This window comes from Wolbachia endosymbiont of Rhagoletis cingulata (genome assembly GCF_048537655.1).
Classification (GTDB): Bacteria; Pseudomonadota; Alphaproteobacteria; order Rickettsiales; family Anaplasmataceae; genus Wolbachia; species Wolbachia pipientis.
The window spans coordinates 785,568-806,166 of the sequence record NZ_CP175927.1; the positions used below are offsets into that span (position 1 = coordinate 785,568).

Below are 20,599 nucleotides of genomic sequence, written 5' to 3' on the forward strand. Positions count from 1 at the left end.
TTATTTCTTATAAATATCATCTCTATGTCCTATCTCTGTGATAGTTACTATATGATCTAATTGATTTACTCTGTAAATTACACGATAGTCACCAACTCTTAGCCTTCTACATCCTTTTAAGTTATGATGTAGTGGTTCACCAAAATTTATTGGGTCAACTGTAAGACGTTCTTTTATAGCCTTTTGAACTCTTAGCCTTATTATCTTTGGAAGGTTTGGTAAATCTTTTTCAACAACACTCTTTAGAGACTTAACCTTGTAACGCTCTAATCCCACTTAATATCTTCAAAATCAACTGTTTCTGCACCTTCAACATCACGCTCATCAGAAATTTTAGATACTAAAAAATCCTCCATTTCAAGCTCAACTGCTTCTCTAAATAGTTTTCCTGCTAATTCTTGAACGGGCTGTTTAGTAAATTCAGATAATTCAGCAAGATGCTTTAAAGTTTCTTCGCTAAGAGCTATGTTAATGCCTGAATTTGCCATATGTTTTACCAAAGTCCACTAATAATTATACAACATTTTTTTTAATTTTTCAATAAAGAAAGGAGTGGTGTATAAAAATATATTTAATGTTTCAGTAGGTCCAATATTGCCTGCTTGTAAATATTGTCCCTGTGTCCTATTGAAACAATAATTACTATACGTTTTACAGTATTTACACGGTAGACAATACGATAATCATCAGCAACTTTTATTCTTCTATGTTCCTTTAATCTCTTGCATAGCAACACACCGTTACCAATAGGATCAGTCTCAAGATACTCTTTTATTGCATCTTTAATACTTGGCTTTACATCTTCCGGCAAGGAAGGCAAATTTCTTTTAAGAACATGCTTTAGATATTTAATGGTGTATTGCTTATTTCCAGATGTCTTCACTATCCTCTACTTCTTCTGCATCATCAGAATTTAACTCCCTAATAATTTTGGAAAATGCAATATCTTCCGCTTCAAGTTCGATTGCTTCCTTGACTAGCTTTTCTGTTAATTTTTGAACAGACTGCTTGGTGGCTCTAGCTAGTTCAACAAGATGCTGCGAAGTTTCTGGGTTGAAAGTTACACTAACTTTTGAATTTACCATCAGTTTTACCAAAGTCTACTACTATAGCTATTTTACAACATTTTTTTTAATTTTTCAATAAAGGAAGGAGGGCTGTATAAAAATATATTTAATGTTTATCAAGTAGCCTTCTCATAAATGGTGTCTCTATGTCCTGCTGTAGCAACAAATACCTTATGTTTTGCAATATTTACAGTATAAATAATTCGATAATCACTAACCCTTATTCTTCTATACCCTTTTAGCCTGCCACGTAATGGTTTACCAAATTTAATTGGATCAGTTGTAAGCCGCTCGTTTATCGCTTTTGTAATCCTTGATCTTATTGTTTTTGGAAGATTTAGAAAATCTCTTTCAGTAAAGTTTTTTGAGTAGACAATATCGTATTTCAGTTTATGTCCTCTCCCTTTCAGATAGTACTGTATTCCAGTCTACATCCTCACATTCCTTAATAGTTTTATATAACGCAATATCTTCTACTTCGCACTCGATTCCTTCGATGACTAACCTTTTTGCTAGTTCTTGAACGGATTCCTTGGTGATTTCAGCTAACTTAGTAAGGTTATGTGAAGTTTTTGGGTCAAAAGTTATACTAATTCCTGAATCTGTCATATGTTTTACCAAAGTCTACTAATAATTATACAACATTTTTCTGAATTTTTCAATAAAGGAAGTTGATGATATGTAAGAAAAATTTTGCCACCTGCGTTAATAAATAATTAAAGATTTAGCATATTTATCTACCCTCTATTCTATTACTTAAGTTAGACCACTTTTTTCTATTAATATTTTTTGTTTATAAAGATGAGCAGTTACTCATCACGCAGTTGATCTATGGATATAATACTACCGTTTGATAGTTTTTCAGTACATTTTTCACTTTTGTATTCTTTATCAGAGTCGATACTGATTTTGTCAAATATTAAAACATCTCCTGAAATTTTATCACGAAACTCACTAATAGCAAAAAACGGTATAGTAATTCGCTCTTGTTTTCCTTGAAAACTCAAACTGACGCTAAATTTATCCTCAGAAACTTTTAAATCATAGAATTGATGCTGTAATATAATAAGCATTTGAGTAGGGTATGACTTTTTCAAACGATCTGGCATGGTCACACCATTAAAATATGTGAAAAATAATATTTCTAAGTGAGGGATAAAACCATTACCTGATATAACATCTAAAGTCTTTTTGATAACTTGAAACTTAGCAGAATTAAGCAGTTTTTTGTAATCTGTTTGCTCCATATAACTTTCACATACGTAAATTTTGGGGAACTTCTGTTACCCGGCGTTCCCTGAACCGTGCTTATAGCAATGAAGTTATAGTGCTTAAATTAAGCAGCTATTGCGTCGACATTGTCTTCAGCAGCAAAATTATCGTTTGCATTTAAATTATGAACTCTTAGCGGTGGTGTCTAACCGAGCAAAGCTACCATCTTTACTATGCATGTCGATCCTTATTCGTCCCCATATAAATTAAAAAACATGGTGGAGACGCCGAGTACTGCCCTCGGGTCCAATACACCTATTACAAGGTAATTTTATTGCTATAGTACACAAAATGTACATAGCTATTATATAGCAACATTAAATAAATGTCAAGATATTATGACCTTAAGTTGATTTATTGCTAAAACAAAATTAATATTTCCAGTAAAAAATTCTGTGCTCTTAACCTGACACATATGGCTTTTTGAATACTCCCAATGAAAATATTTATAAATAAATATTTACTCTTCTTTTTTATTGTTTTTAGGTTTTTCTTGATCAACCATTTCTCCACCGATCTCTTTTATTTTTAGTATCAACGACTCTGGTACATACATGTCAATTACTTCTTCTGCTGTCACAAATAAAGCCTGATAAGAGTGTGAATTTATTATCCAATTAGGCAATATGTCTTCTGCTTCTATTTTATACTCTCCCTCTTTTTTGTCATATACTGTGTAGCAATATAAGTGCACAGCAAAAAATAATACATAAGAGAGCAATATTCCTTTAAGCACTCCGAGAAAGATTCCAGTAACTCTATCGATAAACCCCAACCTTATGGGTGATAATATGTACATTAGCCAGTTATTTATTATCATGAATATAAGATTAAGTATAATAAATACAGAGATTGTAGAAAGTATGTTTAGTGTAACTTTAGAATCAAAATATTTACTATAATTTGGAGCGAAAAAATCATAGTGATTAGCTGTCAGAAAGACCGATAAAAATAGAAACATTAGTGCGCATAGCTCTTTTATAAAGCCTCTAGTTACCGAGATTATTACGCATAGAACAACAATGAAGATAATTAGGCTATCGAAAAGCATGTTTTATATCTATATGGTTTTCAAGATATAATAGTTGTAAATAACAAGGTTGTAAAATTAATTGTATTTATGCTGCATCAATTGATCTAAATACCTAGCGATCATGTCAATTTCTAAATTCAAATAATCATTTACTTTGTTGTACTGAAAAGTTGTATTTTCCCATGTATAGGGAGTGATATTTACTGTAAATTCCTGATTAATAACTGAATTCACTGTGAGGGAAACCCCATCTAGTGTAACGGAGCTTTTTTTTGCAACAAATTTAATTAATTCTTGTGGGCACGATAGTTTGATTTCATGAGAATCTAAATTTTGATTAATTGTTAAAAATTTTACTATCCCATCAACATGACCCTGAACCAGGTGGCCATCGATCTTATCGCTTAATCTCATTGCTTGTTCGAGATTTATTTTTTTTCCTATTCTCCACGTATTTAAGTTAGCAACCTTCATAGTTTCTTGAGATGCTTGGACTGTAAATGTATCGCTCATTATATCAACAACAGTTAAACACACACCAGAGCAAGCTATTGAATCTCCTTTATTTATAGAGGATAAATTTTGTGTCTTGATATGGAAAATTTGATCAGAGTTGGAGTGAGTGGTAGTATCAGTTATAGTCCCGATATCCGTGATAATTCCTTTAAACATATGGTGAAAATAAATAATTTTACCATGAAAAATTTTTTACAACAACTTATTTCTATTTTGTTATAGCTAAAGTAATTCTGGTTTACCGACAATTTAAAAAACGACAAATTCGTCATCCCGCTACGTGTTAGCGGGATCTAGAGATACCGTGACGGTATGACGTAGGAAAACTGAGCCTGCACTAGCTATAGGCGCGAGAAAGGGGATCGTTTTCACTTACTTGTTCAATAGATTCTATAGAATATTCAGAATATATGAAATAAGCCAAACTCAGAACACATAATGCAGTTAATATTGGTAACCCTATGTTCAATGCTAGCCCAATACTTTCTCTTTTTTCTGGTGGCACTAATCCTTTTAACATTGACACTTTTCCTAACGGAAAATGCCATAAGCAAAGTGTTGATGCAGATGCTACTATTATAAATAGACAAAAATAAGCCTTTTTTGAGGAAAATACAGTTTTTAATGATGATTTGAGTGTAATGTTAGTAGGTGGTAGAGTTTTAGCTTCATTTGTTGCTGGTGAAAGATCTTTAATTGGTAAAGGGTTTGTAGATTTATGAGGAGTATTTTCATGTTGTGGAGAAGGTTGTTGTATATAAACACCTGAAACTAATTTAAGCAATTGCTCTTTTTTTCTATATACTTGTTTTTGTAAATATTCTTTACCTAAAAGTGAGTTACTAAGAGGTTGTGGCCTTTCGAGTATCTGTAATACTTCTGATATCTCGCCTGGCTCTAATATTGCATGTAATTGTTTATCTTGAAAGTAAACAATATTGAATACTGAGCTGAAAATATTGCAAAATGTTTCTGGATCTTGATTTTTGTATCCACTCATCACTTCAATAAATATTTTATCGAGTTTTTTCCCCCTGTGCTCAATTTGGTTATCTATCATAGCTACTCTAGCATCATTTTGTGCTTGTTTTATGGCTAATGGTTTTTCTTTCTCTGATAGTTCTTTGGTCTGCTTTTTTGACTTCTTTTTTCTGTTAGCCTTAAAATACTCTGTGTGCGAAGTAGTTTGACCTACATTCTGTTCTGCTTCTTGAGGTATTGGATTTTCTATACTACCCCCTGTCATCCGAGTAGCTTGACTACTTGGATCCATGTTTCTTTTTTCCTGGTCAAACGCTGGAATAACACCAAATGGTATATTGTTGCTCTGTATAGAAAATTTTGGCAATTGTTGGGAAAAGAATTGTGACGTATTAAAAAAATTGGGTAGACAGAAAAAAGATCTAAACCAGAAAACGTTTTCATGCATTGCAGCAACTACTATCGAAACACGTGTAACTTGTTTTCCATTATTTGTTACATCGAAGCCAAATGAGCCTGTAACTGGTACGATTTGTTTATTTTGTGCATTTTTTTGGTTAGTTTCACTCTGTTCTTTTTTGTCTTCATTTTCAGTTTTTTCTGCATGTTGTAGCTTTTCATTTAGAAATAACTCGATTTGGTACAAGTTGTCCAGGTTAATGTTTTCAACGTCTATTTGTAGCGTTATCGTTGTGCCCTGCAGAAGGATTTGAGGCGGAGCACTATTTACGAATTCTTCTACAGTTTTATAACTGTTAGTTTTACAGTAGTTATTATATAGTTCACTGCTTTCTTTGGGCACTTTTATGTTGGCTGTAAAATTTTTTTCCCGGGAAAGGCAGATTTTGAAAAAATTAATTAAAGAGTTTATTCGAAATAATCTTATATTAAAGGTGTCTTTATCTGTTGCTGTTAGCTCAAATGAAAATTCTTGTATATTACTTTCAATACTTCTCGAGCGAATAGTACTGATCTTAATTGTTTCGCTAGAAAATGCTTTACTTATGTTTCTGGATTTTTCCTTAAAGAGCTTAGGTAAATCCTCTATTTTATACTTATTCTTAGTTTCAGTATTACTGTTGTGCATAGTTGATACAGCAAATTCATCAACGCAAAGGTAAATAAAAAAGATTAATCAGTCAATAAATTAATAATCAGAATAGGGCAATTTTTCGGATTGTTGATGATATTTAAAATTTCACTATAATGAAAGTTTAAGCCAGCGTTTTTAAGATGAATAAAGAGTTATTAGATGACATACTTTCACTTGAAGATAAAGCAGTTTCCGAAATTGAGAATGCTTCTTCTTTACAAGATTTAGAAAAAGTTAGGCTATCATATTTGGGAAAAAAGGGTGTAATTAAAGCTTATTTTGACAACTTAAAAGAGATAGAAGACGCAGGAAAAAAGCGCAATTTAGGCGAAGTTATCAACGTTTTACGTAATAAGCTAGATCAGCTTATAATGAATAAGGAGAATATACTAAAAGCCGAAGAAGTTAACTTTAAATTGCAGAACGAGGCAGTTGATATCACGTTGTCTGCGAGGCCAGAAAAAATTGGCAAGGTCCATCCACTCAGTAAGGTTCTAAATGAAGTAAAGCTTATTTTTGCACATATGGGTTTTAAGGCAGTTGATGGCCCTGACATTGAAGATGAATTTCATGTATTTGATGCACTGAATACTCCAAGTCATCATCCTGCACGAGAGGAGCAAGATACCTTCTACTTAAAGAATAAAATAGATGATAAAAGAATGGTACTGCGCACTCACACCTCATCTGTACAGATTAGAACCATGGAAAAAACAAAAAAATTCCCAATTAAAATAGTAGCCGCAGGTAGAGTATACAGAAACGACTTTGATGCAACTCACACCCCTATGTTCCATCAAATAGAGGGGTTATATGTCGATGAGAATGTCAATATGGGCCAGTTAAAATTTACTATTCATCACTTCCTTAATAAGTTCTTTGGCGATAAAGGGCTGAAGATACGTTTTCGTAATAGTTTTTTCCCTTTTACCGAGCCTTCTGCGGAAGTGGACATAAGTTATAAAGGTAGTAAATGGATAGAAGTACTGGGATGCGGTATGACGCATCCAAATGTATTTCAAAATGTTGGAATAGACCATACTAAATACAACGGTTTTGCGTTTGGCATTGGTATAGAAAGGCTTGCAATGCTAAAATATCAAATTAGCGACTTGAGGAGCTTTTATGACAACAAAATCAGCTGGCTTGATCATTACGGTTTTCATTTTTCATCTTTAAGATAAGTGATAAGTAAAACTCATACGTTCGTTATACTTGCTTCAGGGCATGGCAGGCGGATGAATTCAGATTTGCCTAAGGTCCTACACAAAATAGGCAGTTTTTCCATGCTCCAGCATGTCATTTACAATGCAAAACAGTTAAATCCTGAAAATATTGCTGTTGTAGTTGATCAGCCTTTAATTGAAAGACTAAAGTGTTTTAAGGATATACAGTTAATTACACAAGAATTAACACTTGGCACGGGAGATGCGGTCAAAACTGCGATGAGAAACCTAAGAGAATTGCCAGATTCAAGCATAGTTGTTGTGCAGTATGGGGATACTCCGCTCATAAAAAGCAGCACAATAACTAAAATGATTAGTTATTTAGAAGGCAAGGCTCTAGTTTGCCTAGGTTTTAGGACAAGCAATAAAGAATACGGTAGGTTAATTATTGAGAATGGTTCCTTAAGAGAAATCGTAGAAGCAAAGAGTGATAAAAATAATCATGAAGAATTTCTTGCAAATGCTGGAATAATGGTTGCATGTGCAAAGAATTTACGTGAATTGGTGGAGAAAATAGAGTGCAATAGCTCAACTCATGAATATTACTTGACCGATATAGTTTCCATTGCAGTGAAGAGTAATTTAAATGTCGGTTACGTTATTACCGGTGGAGAAGAAGCAACGGGAATAAATAACAGAAATGACCTTATAAAAGCTGAGTTTTACTTTCAAGAAAATAAAAGAAAAATTTTTACCGACTCCGGAGTAACGCTTGTTGCACCAGAGACTGTTTTCTTTTCTCTTGATACGCAAATTGCCAGAGATTCAGTTATTTACCCATATGTTTTTTTCGGTACTGGAGTGAAAATAGAGTCTGGTGCGAAAATACTGCCATTTTCGCATTTAGAAAACTGCTTAATTAAAAGTAATGCTGAGGTCGGTCCATTTACCAGAATACGCGGAAACACAACAATTGGTAATAAGGCAAAAATAGGAAATTTTGTGGAAGTGAAAACAAGTGAAGTTGGTCAAAACACTAGAATAAAACACTTAAGTTATATAGGAAATGCTAAAGTAGGGCAGGAGAGTAATATAGGAGCAGGCACTATTGTTTGTAATTATGATGGGAAAAATAAACATGAAACGAATATAGGGAGCAATTGCTTTGTTGGCGCCAATAGCTCACTAATTGCGCCGCTTAATATTCATGATGAATCTGTAATTGCAGCAGGTAGTGTTATAGTTGAGGATGTACCAGAAAAAAGCCTTGCAATAGCAAGAGAAAAGCAAGTAACTAAGAGAATAAAGTAGTCTAATTTAATTATGTTGTTGTGTCATTTTTAATATTAGACTTCTTGCATAACCATATAACAAACTTTTATTGGGAATAGAAACAAAAAAACTTCCTTGACAAACTCCGCCAGCCCCCTTATCATAACAGTGAAGCTATTGTATTTGCTTTCGCCAATCTGCAGATTAAAAGGTAAGGATTACTTAATGTATCGGCGTCTTATGTTTAATTTTTTGCAGTATATAGATACTGTATGTCTTTACAAAACTTCATCTACATCTAGATTTTTATCTAAATAAGCTGAACGCGCTTATAAAGCGTTACAAGACATCAAAAAATGCCAATACTCGACAGAGATAGTAAAAGACTAGCTAACTCGGGGGTCCTTTGTCTTTTTTTCTGCTTAGTAAATTTCTTAAACATTTGCAGCGTAGGTTAGTTGCAATTAAAAGCAGCTAAATTGCAGTGTTTAAGACTTAAAAAACGCCAATACTGAAAATAGACAATGACTAGGGTTTCTTTTGCCTTTTTTTTCATTTGGTAAATTCCTTAATGTTTATGGCTAAACGACAATCGTCATCCCGCTGCTTGTTAGCGGGATCTATTGCTGAGATACCGCGAATGAATCGCGGTATGACGGTTCGCGGCGGTATGACGTAGGACTGCTGTCATCCCAGTGCGTGACACTGGAATCCCAAAAAAGGATGATGTCATCCTAGTGCTCCTTTTTTTGTCATCCGAGTAGCTGACACTTGGATGACATCGTCATAAAGGAACCAGTGTCAAGCTACTCGGATGACAGGAGAAGGGGCTACTTGCATGACGGTGTCGGTAAACTTAGAGCTATAATAACTATTTGCCTTTTTTCTGCTTAGGTTATGCAAGAAGTCTACTGTCTGAGAAAAGGTAGATAAAAGATGAAAACAGATAGAAGTATTTTAGTAGCTCAAAAAGAACGTTAAGTCATGCTTTTTATTTATATTGACAGCGTATATGACATCGTTTACGATTAAAGTTAATAACAATAATTTATATTTATCATGTTTGCAGTAATTGAGACTGGTGGAAAGCAATATTTAGTAAAAGAAGGTAGTATAATAAAGGTAGAGAAGTTAGAAGCTGAAGAAAAAAAAGAGGTGGAAATCAATAAGGTGATTTGTATTTCAAATAGTGGCTTATCTTATTCATCTAATGCTACTGTTAAAGCTGAAGTGTTGGAGCAGTGCAGGGGGGAAAAAATTATAATCTTTAAGAAGAAAAGAAGAAAAAATTACCGTAGGAAAACTGGTCATAGGCAGTATATAACTGTTCTTCGTATAAATGAAATTAGTCTTCAAAAGTAAGAGGTAAGATATGGCAACTAAAAAATCAGGTGGTAGTTCCTGTAATGGTAGAGATTCAGCGGGTCGTAGGTTAGGAATAAAGAAGAATGGGAAGGTTATTCCTGGTAACATAATTGTGCGCCAAAGAGGCACAAAATTCCATCCTGGAAAGAATGTTGGTATAGGTAAAGATCATACGATTTTTGCTAAAATAGAAGGCTGGGTCAGCTTTAGAAGATCAGCAAATAAAAAGACTTTTATTGATATCTTGCCTACAGATAATATGAAAGCTTCAGCTTGAATAAATCAGGGGTCTGTAGCTCAGGTGGTTAGAGCGCACGCCTGATAAGCGTGAGGTCGGAGGTTCAACTCTTCCCAGACCCACCATTTAGTAGTTACTAACTGTGTTTTCTATAGCGGTTTTGATATTGTATAAGCAAAAACATGAGTTTATATAAAAATTTAGTAACCAGTGAATCAGTGGCGGCTGGTCATCCAGGTAAAGTAGCAGATCAAATTTCAGATGCAATACTTGATGAGTACCTTTTTACTGATCCTTTTGCGCGAGCTGCAATAGAGACTTTAGTCACCAAAGATAACGTTATTATAGCTGGGGAAGTGTTTGGGCCTAACATCAAAAATAGCAGGATGAAAGTATTGTACGGAATACAATAAAAGATATTGGTTACAAGCACGATGGGTTCCACTGGAGAAAAGTGAAAGTAAATATATTGCTGCATGAGCAATCAAATGACATTGCAATAGGGTTGGATCAAGGTGCTGGAGATCAGGGCATAATGTATGGCTATGCAACAACAGAGACAGAAAACCTTATGCCGGCACCCATTTTTTATGCACACTCGATTCTGAAAAATATCATGAGCGCAGTTAAAGAAGCAAAACTTGGTCCAGATGCAAAGTCACAAATCACTTTGGCATATGAGAATAACCTCCCGGTACGTGCTGAAAGTATTATTGTCTCAATACAGCACCCTGAGGATTTGGATCAATCAAAAGTAAAAGAAATAATTTACCCTTACATAGTTTCATCTTTACCTGAAGGATGGATGTGTCCTGAGGAAAATCTCTTAGTCAATCCAACTGGTAGATTTGTTATTGGTGGACCGGTTAGTGATTGTGGATTAACCGGACGAAAAATTATGGTTGATACTTATGGAGGTTATATTCCACACGGTGGAGGAGCGTTTTCCGGAAAAGATGCAACCAAAGTTGATAGATCTGCGGCTTATATGGCAAGATATCTTGCTAAAAATATTGTCTTTGCAGGTTTGGCTGAACGTTGTCTTGTGCAGCTTTCTTATGCAATTGGTGTATCAAAACCTACTTCATTCTATATTGATACATTTGGTGCGAATAAGGTAGAGGAAAGAGTAATTAAAAAGTTTATCGAGAATAATATAGATTTATCAACAAAAGGCATAATCAAGCATTTATCGCTTAATCATCCTATATATAAACGTACAGCCTGTTATGGACATTTTGGTAAAGAGTCAGAAAGTGACGGTGGATTTTCTTGGGAAAGCATAAACTTGTCTGCTGATCTTCGTAGAGAATTCAATATAGAAGGTAATAGTAAAATTTCTTTAGATTGCTAAAATTTTTGATTTACAGCCCCATATTTATATACTAGCTTATTGTTAAAGCATAGCACGCTTTTTCATAATAATTATACCATATTAGTAATAATTTTTTTTATATTCAATTTTTATTGTGAGGCTTATAAAGTGTATAACGAAATAGAAGGAGAACTGTACAACGTAATTGTAAGAGGTTGTCCGGAAACTAGTAAATTCAAGCATATTCCCTCTTTAACATAACCCTACTCATAGCTAGGTATATGAAATTCTCAGTGGATGTTGTGAGTAAATCATACTCCTTCGATAGCCTTCTATTCCTATTAACCCAAGCAAAAGTCCTTTCTACAACCCATCTTCTTGGCTGTACTTTAAACCCTTGTTCTCTTGTTGGTAGTAGCTCAGGTGGCGTATCTTTGTGCACCCAAAATCTACATGGAGGCCTTTTAACAATTTCAATATCTATGTCATATTCTTCCTTTATGTGATTCTTTAAATTTCTTCCTTGGTATCCCATGTCAGCCCACATTTTTTTAACTTTAGTATATTTTGTTCTCATATTGTTTAATGCTATTTTAATACCATCTCTATCATTTTCGTTAGCAGCGCCTACGTAACAACCTAGTATAAAACCCTGAGTGTCTGTAATTATATGCCTTTTTCTACCCTTTACTTTTTTACTTCCATCATAGCCTTTGATCCCCCCTTTTCTGTAGTCTTTACAGATTGACTATCTACTATACAGGCACTCGGCTGCTCATTCCTTCCTATTTTTCTTCTACTATATTTTGTAATTTCATAATTCATTTTCTCAAAAATTCCCTGCTTCTTCCATTGCCTGAACTGCTCATACACAGTCTTCCATAGCGGAAAATCATTTGGTAAATACCGCCATTGACACCCTGTACGCAATACATAGAAAATTGCTTCTAATATTTCTCTTTTGCTATACTTTGGCGGCCTTCCTCCTTTCTTGTATGATACTCTGAAGTGTTTTTCTATTCTTGCCCATTCCCTTTCGCTTAGATCTGTTGGATACTTTTTTCTCATCTTTACCCCGTACTAAAATTTCAGATATTATAGCCTTTTACTTGTTTCCGGACAACCTCTTAGAGGTTGTCCGGAAACTAGTAAATTCAAGCATATTCCCTCTTTAACATAACCCTACTCATAGCTAGGTATATGAAATTCTCAGTGGATGTTGTGAGTAAATCATACTCCTTCGATAGCCTTCTATTCCTATTAACCCAAGCAAAAGTCCTTTCTACAACCCATCTTCTTGGCTGTACTTTAAACCCTTGTTCTCTTGTTGGTAGTAGCTCAGGTGGCGTATCTTTGTGCACCCAAAATCTACATGGAGGCCTTTTAACAATTTCAATATCTATGTCATATTCTTCCTTTATGTGATTCTTTAAATTTCTTCCTTGGTATCCCATGTCAGCCCACATTTTTTTAACTTTAGTATATTTTGTTCTCATATTGTTTAATGCTATTTTAATACCATCTCTATCATTTTCGTTAGCAGCGCCTACGTAACAACCTAGTATAAAACCCTGAGTGTCTGTAATTATATGCCTTTTTCTACCCTTTACTTTTTTACTTCCATCATAGCCTTTGATCCCCCCTTTTCTGTAGTCTTTACAGATTGACTATCTACTATACAGGCACTCGGCTGCTCATTCCTTCCTATTTTTCTTCTACTATATTTTGTAATTTCATAATTCATTTTCTCAAAAATTCCCTGCTTCTTCCATTGCCTGAACTGCTCATACACAGTCTTCCATAGCGGAAAATCATTTGGTAAATACCGCCATTGACACCCTGTACGCAATACATAGAAAATTGCTTCTAATATTTCTTTTTTGCTATACTTTGGCAGCCTTCCTCCTTTCTTGTATGATACTCTGAAGTGTTTTTCTATTCTTGCCCATTCCCTTTCGCTTAGATCTGTTGGATACTTTTTTCTCATCTTTACCCCGTACTAAAATTTCAGATATTATAGCCTTTTACTTGTTTCCGGACAACCTCTTAATCTCATTTTCATCGAGCAGATAATTGTCGTGTATTAGCTTTGGCTATGTATTTTTTGTATACTCTTCTTGTACTTAAATGTAGACCAGCATAGCCCTAATTTTTTTATATATTGTATTTCTTTCTCTGTATTTAATAATAGGCTTGAAAATAAATGGTAAGCCTATAATTGTTAAGCTTAGAGCTAGGGTTGAAAGTATACAACAGGCTTTGTGTTTACTATGTAGCTCTTTCAGATAAAGCATCAAAAATCTACAAAATTTTTTGTAATTTTCTTCGATGTTTTTTTTGCTATGAGCCTTGCTAATGAACATATCTATTGCGGTATGACCGTTATTGCACTTAATGTTAAGGTCTGCACCTTTTTCTGTTAACAACTGAGCTATATCAAAATAATCCTTTTGAACAGCAAGATGTAGAGGTGCAAAACCTTGTTGCTCACAAATGTTCATATTGGCTCTAACTTCCAATAACATTTTCACAATTTGTGTATGGCCTTTTTTAACTGCGAGTAGCAAGGGAGTTCTGTTACATTTAGTAACAGCATTAACGTTTACCTTAAGCTTCAATAAGAGCTTAACTGTTTTAGTGTTACCATTATGGCTAGCTTTATGCAGCCTAGCGTTACCATTAAAATCTTGATCGTTTGCTTCTATTCCCTTTGAAACAAGAAATGTTACCATTTTTCTATTATTATGCTCAATAGCGCAATCTAACGCATCAAAACCATGGTTGTTTTTTGTGCAAAAAAACTCTTTAAGTTTAATTTTATCGTTACTTGCTTGCTGTTTTTTTGCAATAAGTTTTACTATTTGCATTTTGTTGTTATACGCTGCTAGGAAAAGCGTAGTGTTATTTTCTGCATCTTTGGCTTCTATATTTGCACCTTTCTTTATCAGATATTCTATAATTTCTGCTCTGCTGTCATAATGTGCGGTGCATTGATAAATGGTTAAAAACAAAGGAGTACGAAAATTGTTATCTTCACATTCGAGATTTGCTCCGCTATCAATTAAAATTTGGACGCTTTTTTTAGAACCGTATAGTGAAGCTATATGAAGAGGAGTATAGCCCTCTTTGGCATCTTTTTCATTAATTTTTGCGCCTTTTGTTATCAAAAAATCTATTAATTCCGTGTCATCTTGTAGTGCAGCAAGGTGCAGTGGAGTGAATCCATTTTTATCCTTGGAATTAATTGTCAGTTGGTTAACAAAAAGTTTAGCAACTTTCTTGTGTCCATGCATAATGGCGTAATGCAGAGGGTTTCTATTTTCGTTGTCTACGACATTGAAATCAGCTTCGTGCTCTAGTAATGACTTTACTCCAACTAAATCGCCTTCTTTTGTGAACTTATGCAAGAGAGTGATTCCACTTGCATCTTTTGAGTTAATATCAAATCCATTTTCTACTAATTGGTTTATATCTTCCTCACGCGCCATATCACTTAAATCTCTAATTAAACTCTTTTCGCGTTAATAATACTCCTACTTGATTAAGTTTAAATGAATCTGTGAGAAATGGCTAGTGCATTCTTGCATAACAAACTTTTGGCAGCGCATTGGATGAAACGAAAAACTTACTTGACAAACTCCGCCAGCCCTCTTATCATGAAGTATATAACAATGTTACAAAAAATAATATCATAGAATTCAGTAGGATTATTCCTAGGATGTTTCTATGTTCCAAAAGAGGAAACTTAAATAACAAAATAAATACCCTTTTAATATACACAAAAGGCATTCTATAGCTAACTTAAGTAACCAGATACAACTATAACTTTTATTGTTTAATAACATTTGTGCCATTCTCTCTAACTTGAGCTTATGGTTTAAAGTACTTAATGACCAAGAGCATAATTATTACTACAAATAGGTGGTCTTAGGCTTTCAAGATGACTATTTACTTTCAGCGAATCGTCCAAATCATGCTCTATTTTTTGTGTTTTTATCTCGAATTTAAATCCTAATTTTTCGCAGAATTTTTGAAAATATTCTTTAATAACATCAAACAAGTTTCTACTTTCCCCTTTATAATTTTTTAGTTCCTTAGGAATAGTAAGTAATAATTTGCCATCTTTATAGGTTACACCATCTTTACCATCTTGAGACTCAAGTACAAATTCAAGTGAAGTCGATAGATCGAATATTTTTTCTCCTGGGTTATCAAACTTCGTTACGAACACTAACATATCAGATTTTACTTTTGTACTGATTGGATCAGCACAATCAATACACATTGTTTTATTCTTGCTATATTCCCCTTTTAATCCATATTCCAAGAGTGAACTTTCAAGAATAGGGATGCTTACAGCAAATTCATACCCCGCTTGGTTACAATTAGTGATTATTTCTTCTAAAATAGGGTCATTCGGAACACTTGCTTCTGCGTATTGGAACATTTCCTTAAAGACTTCTTTTACAAATGGGCGATAGTTCTTATTCTCATCTCCTACTTTTAGTAATAGATGCAGATGCTCTCTTCCAGCATTGTAAAATCTCTCAAAATCTTTCCCATATGAGGTGGTTTTCTGATAATCAGGAATTTCAGAATTTTTGCAGTGACTTTTCCATAATTCACATAACGCATTATGTGCAAGTTCCTTTTCAAGATCCTTGAGGACTGAATCAACAAAAGCTCTACCATAATCTGTATCTATTTCTCTTTGTTTTTCTCTTGCGGTTTCACTACTGTATATATCATAACTATTAAAAAGGTTGCTTTTGCGATATTGAGCTCCTTCAATTAATGCAAAGGTTAAAACTGTATCTATAATTTTTCCATTAATAACAAAGTTCATTCTTGGAAAATCGAAATACATTGTTTCACCAGAGTTTGCTGATTTATTGCTCTCACCAGCCTTTAATTCACTAAAACCAAATTCTTTAATTTTAGCCTTCAATGTAACTATTGGATTTGCCTCACTCATACTCCCTCTTTCTTCAAAGTCAATTATACCATAAGAGTTATTAATAGATTATTGACAATATGTAAGCTTAACAAAGGCTTTACACTATCTGTATAATAAATACGCTAAGACAAAAATTTAGATCTAGAAAAGATAATTGAACTTTATTACATTCCATCTATAATAATTTAAAGTAGCAAGCCTCAAACTAGAAGCCTGCTATTACTTACTGGTTACTTTACATCAATTCTCTTGATATGTTTCTCCGACTTAGGTATGGTTACGTGCAATATTCCATCTGAAAAATTAGCAGACACTTTATCTTGCTCTACATTTACTGGAAGCTGAATAGACCTATAGAAAGATCCATAGTATCTTTCTCGATGGTAAAACTGCTTATCTTTTGACTCGTTATTACACGTCTTTTCACCCTTCACTATTAAGCTGTCGCCAGATATACTAATGTCTATGCTTTCTTTGGAAATACCTGGTAGCTCTAGCGAGAGACAATAGCTTTCTTTTGTTTCATAAAATCGCAAGCTGGTAATAGACTACTACCTCTTCTTGAAAGCTCTGAGTCCCATCCTGTAAAGAAGCTATCAAATATGTTATCAACGGCTCTTTGTAGTCCTCTTACACTAAAGTTATCACAGTTATTGTTTTTATTTGAATGAACTATATTACTCATGTTGTACCTCCTTTCACTAATATATGCATTACATAATCATTCTACTTACTAATTTCAATCCTAAATCTAAAGTCAGAGCTTTTGTTAGATATGAAAAGTTGTTCCAATTTACTATGACTTGATTATGAGAAAAAAATCTTATTTGGATTACCATGGGTAATGCTATAAACTAGATTAATTGTAGTACGTAGAGTTATTGCATTCCTCCCATTTCTGCGATTATTTTCTTCATCTTCATTTGATAAGTATTTTACTTTCCAAACTTACCTCCAATGATTTATTTAATATTCCCCAACTTTGAGTGCACTAAATTTGCTCATTTTCCCTTAACTTGACACGTATACTTTTTTGAATATTCCCATAAAACCTTTAAAATAATCTTTAAATTACTAAAGCCATTACTTAATGTTGAAAGTAGCTTGTTCTGCTATTTTTCCTTAACTTAAACGTACTGTACTTGAGATGTACTTGAGGTAATCACTACATTGTTAATATTAGTATTAGGATTACTGATGCTAAGAGATTTACAAGCATCTATCAAAATTCTTAAGTCTTCGTTACTCAGGTAACTAAATATTTTTTCAGTACAGTCATATGGTAACTCAGGAAAATTGTTAAAGAGAAAATGGAAAATTTTATTGCCTTGTTCAAGTAACTCTTTTCTTTCCATACCCTTTCTGAAATGACTTTCGATCATACTAGCATATATTGGAAATTTTGTTTTATAGTCGTCTGATTTTAAAACCTGCACTATATTTTTATTCCTCATATATATTGCTAATGAGCTTGTACCTTTTGCCAAGATATCATAAAATGAAATGTTAGGATTATTAATCTTCTCACTCTTCATCCTTGCTATTTCTTCCTCACATTCATCCTGAAAGCCACTTATTTCACCACTGATACTCATTGATAGTAAATTTTTTTCACTCACATATAAATTTGCGGTTTTCATTTTAACTATGTGGCGTTTAAGAGCTTCAGCAGTTACTTCACACGAACAGACACCACGATCAGGATCGTAATAACCATCATCATCAGAGTCATAGTTGTTGAGTTGACTATAGAATGACCTTATACCAGCCATAGCAGAATCAAGTGGTGTATGATTATTTCTACTCGTAATATTAATATCAGAGCCATATTCTAAAAGAGTTGTAACAACTTCTTCATGTCCTTCTTTAGAAGCAATGTGAAGTGCTGTTCTGCCATACTCATCCCTAGAGTTAATATCAGCACCAAATTTCAAGATAGTCTCAATAATTTCCTGGTAACCTTTTTGAGCAGCCAGGTGCAGTGGTGTTATGTCACTTTTAATTTTAGAACCAACTTTAGCACCGCATTCTAGCAATACTTTTACAACCTCTTTATGGCCTTTTTGAGTTGCAATATGAAGTGCAGTTATTCCATCTTTTTGCTTAGCGTTTGCGTTAGCTCCTTTGTTCAAGAGCATTTTGCTAATTACTTCATTTCCTTGTTGAGCAGAAAGATGGAGAGGTGTTATATCACTTTTAACTGTAGAATTGACATCTGCATTATATTCTAAAAGAGCTTCAACAACTTTCGTATATCCTTTCTGAGCAGCAGCATGAAGCGTCGTAATACCATTTTTGGTTTGAGCATTTATATTAGCTCCCTTACTTAGAAGCAGTTTAGCAATTTCTCCCTTAATATTAATATCAGGATCTTCATTAGTAAGAAATCCAAAAAAACCTTCACTCTCACTTAAAGCAGTAAAATGCAATGCTGTTCTTCCATATTTATCACTAGCGTTAATATCAGTATCGTGTTGCAAAAGAGCTTCAACGATTTCTATGCATTCCTTCTTAACAGCAATATTCAATAGATCAGGACTATCTTTTATATTAGCTCTATTAGTTAAAAGTAGCTTGGTAATTTTTAAATCAGCATTCTCAATAGCATAAAATATTGGAGTTTTTCCGGTTTTATCTTGAGCATTTATGTCAGCTTCATAGCTTATCAACAATTTAGCTACTTCTTCCTGTTTGTTTTTGGCTGCACTATGTAAAGGTGTAAAACCTTCTTTAAATGTTGAATTGTATAACGTATTAACGTCAGCACCATACTTTAATAGGTCTTCAATAATTTTCAAATATCCTTTTTCAACAGCAGCATGTAATAACTTAGGATTATTTGCATCTTCTGGGTTAACAATAAGGCCATATTCTAGAAGAGCCTCAACTATCTTTTTATACTCTTCTCCATAGCCGTGCACTGCGATTTTAAGAGAGCTTCTGTTACTTTGATGATTAATATCAGGACAATACTTTAAAACATCCTCAACAATCATTAAATATCCTTTTTCAACAGCGAGGTGTAGTGTGGTTTTGCCATCTTTGTCCTGATTATCAACTTTAGCTCCATGTTGTAAGAGCAGCTTTACAACTGTTTTACGTCCTGTTTTGGTAGCAATATGAAGTGGCGTTAAATTACTATTTGTGCTAGCATTAATATCAGCACCTTTATTTAAGAATAATTTCATAGCTTCTTCATTGCCTAGTTCAGAAGCAAAATGTAGTGGCGTATATCCTTCCTTCAATGTGAAAGAATGAATACAAGCACCATGGTTTAGAAGATCTTCGGCAATATGCATATATCCTTTCTTAGCAGCAATATGAAGAGGGGTTATACTATCTTCCCCTTTAACATCAACATTAGCACCTCTACTTAAAAGCAACGTGATAACTTCTTTACTACCTTTTTCAACAGCAAAGTGCAGTGGTGCATAACCTTTTTTCCATGTTGAAGTACACACACAATTAACATAAGCTCCATATTTTAAAAGATGCTCAACAATCTGTAAATACTCTCTCTCAGCTGCAATATGAAGAGGAGTGATACCATCATTGCTTCTGACGTTAATGTTAGCTCCACGATTTAAAAGTAGTTTAGTAATTTCCATTTTCTTATTTTCAATCGCATTGTGAAGCGGAGTTCTGCCATACTGATTTTTAGCATCAATGTTAGCACCTCTGTCTAGAAGCATCTTAACAATTTCTATGTCACCATTTATAGCAGCAAAATGAAGTGGAGTATTAGAAGGTCTTTTGTTTTTGCTGTTAACTTTAGAACCGTTTGTTAAAAGTAGTTTAGTAACCGCTGTATGTTTATTCTCAATAGCATCACGAAGTAAAACATATCCTTCTGACCATGCTTGTGAATAAGATAGTCCAAAAGAATTAATTAACTCCCTTGCTCTTTCTAGTCTTCCTTCACGAACTGCAGAAATTAAACTGTAGCTTGTATTATCATTGCCTAGCATAACTACTTACCCTCCAGATTATAACATTTTCCTTATATTAATATAATCATAAATAGATGATATATTATCCACAGTATATAATATAAGTCAAACTAGTTTAAACATAATATTTTTACTATCTTGCAGTGTTTTAGTTTCTGTAATAAATCCAGGTGTTTACATATACTCTCCTTTAACGCAATAAATATGTCTAATAGAATAAAATGGTAAACTTGTAGCTGTGATGTGGAGTATAAAGTAGCCCATGTACCAAAAATTTGTACTTTTTTCTATATCTACTTTCCTTAATTTGACTCTATGGCTTGCTGAAACTCAGATATTGTAACTGATTTAAGTATAATATTAACTTAGGTTAT

General features: G+C 33.7%; 21 protein-coding genes, 1 tRNA gene, 1 other RNA gene and 1 pseudogene. 6 read left to right on the top strand and 18 right to left on the bottom strand.

The genetic code is table 11. The annotated features are described in order from the left end of the window. The 11 genes from ACJZL3_RS03695 to ACJZL3_RS03745 all read right to left on the bottom strand — a co-directional run bounded on the left by ACJZL3_RS03695 (position 1) and on the right by ACJZL3_RS03745 (position 5,956). On the bottom strand, positions 1 to 276 hold the full coding sequence (locus tag ACJZL3_RS03695) for a type II toxin-antitoxin system RelE family toxin (protein WP_007550684.1): 276 nt from the start codon (positions 274 to 276) through the stop codon (positions 1 to 3). Next, positions 267 to 488, bottom strand: a complete 222-nt coding sequence (locus tag ACJZL3_RS03700; RefSeq protein ID WP_006279415.1) for a hypothetical protein — start codon at positions 486 to 488, stop codon at positions 267 to 269. Before ACJZL3_RS03700 ends, ACJZL3_RS03695 begins: the two co-directional genes overlap by 10 nt. A gap of 83 nt (positions 489 to 571) precedes the next feature. After that, complete coding sequence (locus tag ACJZL3_RS03705) at positions 572 to 883, bottom strand: type II toxin-antitoxin system RelE family toxin (protein ID WP_419198578.1); 312 nt, start codon at positions 881 to 883, stop codon at positions 572 to 574. Continuing rightward, positions 864 to 1,085, bottom strand: a complete 222-nt coding sequence (locus ACJZL3_RS03710; RefSeq protein WP_095742622.1) for a hypothetical protein — start codon at positions 1,083 to 1,085, stop codon at positions 864 to 866. Before ACJZL3_RS03710 ends, ACJZL3_RS03705 begins: the two co-directional genes overlap by 20 nt. Positions 1,086 to 1,183: 98 nt before the next feature. Next, positions 1,184 to 1,489 carry a type II toxin-antitoxin system RelE family toxin gene (locus tag ACJZL3_RS03715; protein WP_310732675.1) on the bottom strand — a complete coding sequence of 102 codons (306 nt, stop codon included), beginning with the start codon at positions 1,487 to 1,489 and terminating at the stop codon, positions 1,184 to 1,186. After that, positions 1,458 to 1,676, bottom strand: a complete 219-nt coding sequence (locus ACJZL3_RS03720; RefSeq protein ID WP_006279413.1) for a hypothetical protein — start codon at positions 1,674 to 1,676, stop codon at positions 1,458 to 1,460. Before ACJZL3_RS03720 ends, ACJZL3_RS03715 begins: the two co-directional genes overlap by 32 nt. Positions 1,677 to 1,876: 200 nt before the next feature. Next, complete coding sequence (locus tag ACJZL3_RS03725) at positions 1,877 to 2,314, bottom strand: ClpXP protease specificity-enhancing factor SspB (RefSeq protein ID WP_006279412.1); 438 nt, start codon at positions 2,312 to 2,314, stop codon at positions 1,877 to 1,879. A gap of 21 nt (positions 2,315 to 2,335) precedes the next feature. Next, positions 2,336 to 2,675: a transfer-messenger RNA gene (ssrA, locus tag ACJZL3_RS03730) on the bottom strand. Between the two features lie 124 nt (positions 2,676 to 2,799). Next, a complete protein-coding gene (locus tag ACJZL3_RS03735; protein WP_010962383.1) occupies positions 2,800 to 3,390 on the bottom strand; it encodes a CvpA family protein in 591 nt (196 codons plus the stop codon). Positions 3,391 to 3,447: 57 nt separating this feature from the next. Continuing rightward, a complete protein-coding gene (locus ACJZL3_RS03740; RefSeq protein WP_010082169.1) occupies positions 3,448 to 4,044 on the bottom strand; it encodes a riboflavin synthase in 597 nt (198 codons plus the stop codon). Positions 4,045 to 4,225: 181 nt separating this feature from the next. Next, positions 4,226 to 5,956, bottom strand: a complete 1,731-nt coding sequence (locus tag ACJZL3_RS03745; RefSeq protein WP_419198579.1) for a hypothetical protein — start codon at positions 5,954 to 5,956, stop codon at positions 4,226 to 4,228. 146 nt (positions 5,957 to 6,102) lie between these two features. Here ACJZL3_RS03745 and pheS point away from each other — a divergent pair, with 146 nt between their 5' ends. The 6 genes and pseudogenes from pheS (at position 6,103) to metK (ending at position 11,357) form a co-directional block, all read left to right on the top strand. Next, entirely contained in the window at positions 6,103 to 7,146 is a 1,044-nt protein-coding gene (pheS, locus tag ACJZL3_RS03750) for a phenylalanine--tRNA ligase subunit alpha (protein ID WP_010082249.1), read from the top strand. Beyond that, on the top strand, positions 7,147 to 8,439 hold the full coding sequence (gene glmU, locus ACJZL3_RS03755; protein ID WP_010962387.1) for a bifunctional UDP-N-acetylglucosamine diphosphorylase/glucosamine-1-phosphate N-acetyltransferase GlmU: 1,293 nt from the start codon (positions 7,147 to 7,149) through the stop codon (positions 8,437 to 8,439). 1,020 nt (positions 8,440 to 9,459) lie between these two features. Next, positions 9,460 to 9,762, top strand: a complete 303-nt coding sequence (gene rplU / locus ACJZL3_RS03760; RefSeq protein ID WP_010082251.1) for a 50S ribosomal protein L21 — start codon at positions 9,460 to 9,462, stop codon at positions 9,760 to 9,762. A gap of 10 nt (positions 9,763 to 9,772) precedes the next feature. Then, positions 9,773 to 10,042 carry a 50S ribosomal protein L27 gene (rpmA, locus tag ACJZL3_RS03765; RefSeq protein WP_010082252.1) on the top strand — a complete coding sequence of 90 codons (270 nt, stop codon included), beginning with the start codon at positions 9,773 to 9,775 and terminating at the stop codon, positions 10,040 to 10,042. 9 nt (positions 10,043 to 10,051) lie between these two features. Further along, positions 10,052 to 10,128, top strand: a tRNA-Ile gene (locus tag ACJZL3_RS03770). A gap of 57 nt (positions 10,129 to 10,185) precedes the next feature. Further along, positions 10,186 to 11,357, top strand: a pseudogene (metK, locus tag ACJZL3_RS03775) (methionine adenosyltransferase). A 196-nt stretch (positions 11,358 to 11,553) separates the two neighbouring features. Here the strand turns inward: metK and ACJZL3_RS03780 are convergent. From ACJZL3_RS03780 to ACJZL3_RS03810, 7 genes are all read right to left on the bottom strand, one after another. After that, positions 11,554 to 12,386 (bottom strand): IS5-like element ISWpi1 family transposase gene (locus ACJZL3_RS03780; protein WP_094189578.1). Its coding sequence is split into 2 segments (ribosomal slippage): positions 11,554 to 12,017 and positions 12,017 to 12,386, totalling 834 coding nucleotides; the frame shifts between segments, so codons are not numbered across the junction. Positions 12,387 to 12,472: 86 nt separating this feature from the next. Continuing rightward, a protein-coding gene (locus tag ACJZL3_RS03785) for an IS5-like element ISWpi1 family transposase (protein WP_264374449.1) occupies positions 12,473 to 13,305 on the bottom strand; the annotation gives its coding sequence in 2 pieces (ribosomal slippage) (positions 12,473 to 12,936 and positions 12,936 to 13,305; 834 coding nt in all). A 136-nt stretch (positions 13,306 to 13,441) separates the two neighbouring features. Further along, positions 13,442 to 14,806 (bottom strand): ankyrin repeat domain-containing protein, encoded by a 1,365-nt coding sequence (locus ACJZL3_RS03790; protein WP_419198580.1) that lies wholly within the window; start codon positions 14,804 to 14,806, stop codon positions 13,442 to 13,444. Positions 14,807 to 15,204: 398 nt separating this feature from the next. Next, the gene (locus ACJZL3_RS03795) at positions 15,205 to 16,293 is read right to left on the bottom strand and encodes a hypothetical protein (RefSeq protein WP_419198581.1); all 1,089 of its coding nucleotides are present in this window, start codon (positions 16,291 to 16,293) and stop codon (positions 15,205 to 15,207) included. Between the two features lie 212 nt (positions 16,294 to 16,505). Next, the gene (locus ACJZL3_RS03800) at positions 16,506 to 16,811 is read right to left on the bottom strand and encodes an Hsp20/alpha crystallin family protein (protein ID WP_419198582.1); all 306 of its coding nucleotides are present in this window, start codon (positions 16,809 to 16,811) and stop codon (positions 16,506 to 16,508) included. Then, positions 16,769 to 16,960, bottom strand: coding sequence for a hypothetical protein (locus ACJZL3_RS03805; protein ID WP_419198583.1), 192 nt, complete (start codon positions 16,958 to 16,960; stop codon positions 16,769 to 16,771). The genes ACJZL3_RS03800 and ACJZL3_RS03805 overlap by 43 nt, the downstream gene beginning before the upstream one ends. A 442-nt stretch (positions 16,961 to 17,402) precedes the next feature. Continuing rightward, a complete protein-coding gene (locus ACJZL3_RS03810; RefSeq protein WP_419198584.1) occupies positions 17,403 to 20,243 on the bottom strand; it encodes an ankyrin repeat domain-containing protein in 2,841 nt (946 codons plus the stop codon). Positions 20,244 to 20,599: the final 356 nt, after the last annotated feature.

Bases quoted from the DNA above. Each gene is read 5' to 3' on its own strand.
- ACJZL3_RS03700 (WP_006279415.1), bottom strand. From the start codon at position 488: ATGGCAAATTCAGGCATTAACATAGCTCTTAGCGAAGAAACTTTAAAG.
- ACJZL3_RS03710 (WP_095742622.1), bottom strand. From the start codon at position 1,085: ATGGTAAATTCAAAAGTTAGTGTAACTTTCAACCCAGAAACTTCGCAG.
- ACJZL3_RS03720 (WP_006279413.1), bottom strand. From the start codon at position 1,676: ATGACAGATTCAGGAATTAGTATAACTTTTGACCCAAAAACTTCACAT.
- ACJZL3_RS03725 (WP_006279412.1), bottom strand. From the start codon at position 2,314: ATGGAGCAAACAGATTACAAAAAACTGCTTAATTCTGCTAAGTTTCAA.
- ACJZL3_RS03735 (WP_010962383.1), bottom strand. From the start codon at position 3,390: ATGCTTTTCGATAGCCTAATTATCTTCATTGTTGTTCTATGCGTAATA.
- ACJZL3_RS03740 (WP_010082169.1), bottom strand. From the start codon at position 4,044: ATGTTTAAAGGAATTATCACGGATATCGGGACTATAACTGATACTACC.
- ACJZL3_RS03745 (WP_419198579.1), bottom strand. From the start codon at position 5,956: ATGCACAACAGTAATACTGAAACTAAGAATAAGTATAAAATAGAGGAT.
- pheS (WP_010082249.1), top strand. From the start codon at position 6,103: ATGAATAAAGAGTTATTAGATGACATACTTTCACTTGAAGATAAAGCA.
- rplU (WP_010082251.1), top strand. From the start codon at position 9,460: ATGTTTGCAGTAATTGAGACTGGTGGAAAGCAATATTTAGTAAAAGAA.
- rpmA (WP_010082252.1), top strand. From the start codon at position 9,773: ATGGCAACTAAAAAATCAGGTGGTAGTTCCTGTAATGGTAGAGATTCA.
- ACJZL3_RS03790 (WP_419198580.1), bottom strand. From the start codon at position 14,806: ATGGCGCGTGAGGAAGATATAAACCAATTAGTAGAAAATGGATTTGAT.
- ACJZL3_RS03795 (WP_419198581.1), bottom strand. From the start codon at position 16,293: ATGAGTGAGGCAAATCCAATAGTTACATTGAAGGCTAAAATTAAAGAA.
- ACJZL3_RS03805 (WP_419198583.1), bottom strand. From the start codon at position 16,960: ATGAGTAATATAGTTCATTCAAATAAAAACAATAACTGTGATAACTTT.
- ACJZL3_RS03810 (WP_419198584.1), bottom strand. From the start codon at position 20,243: ATGCTAGGCAATGATAATACAAGCTACAGTTTAATTTCTGCAGTTCGT.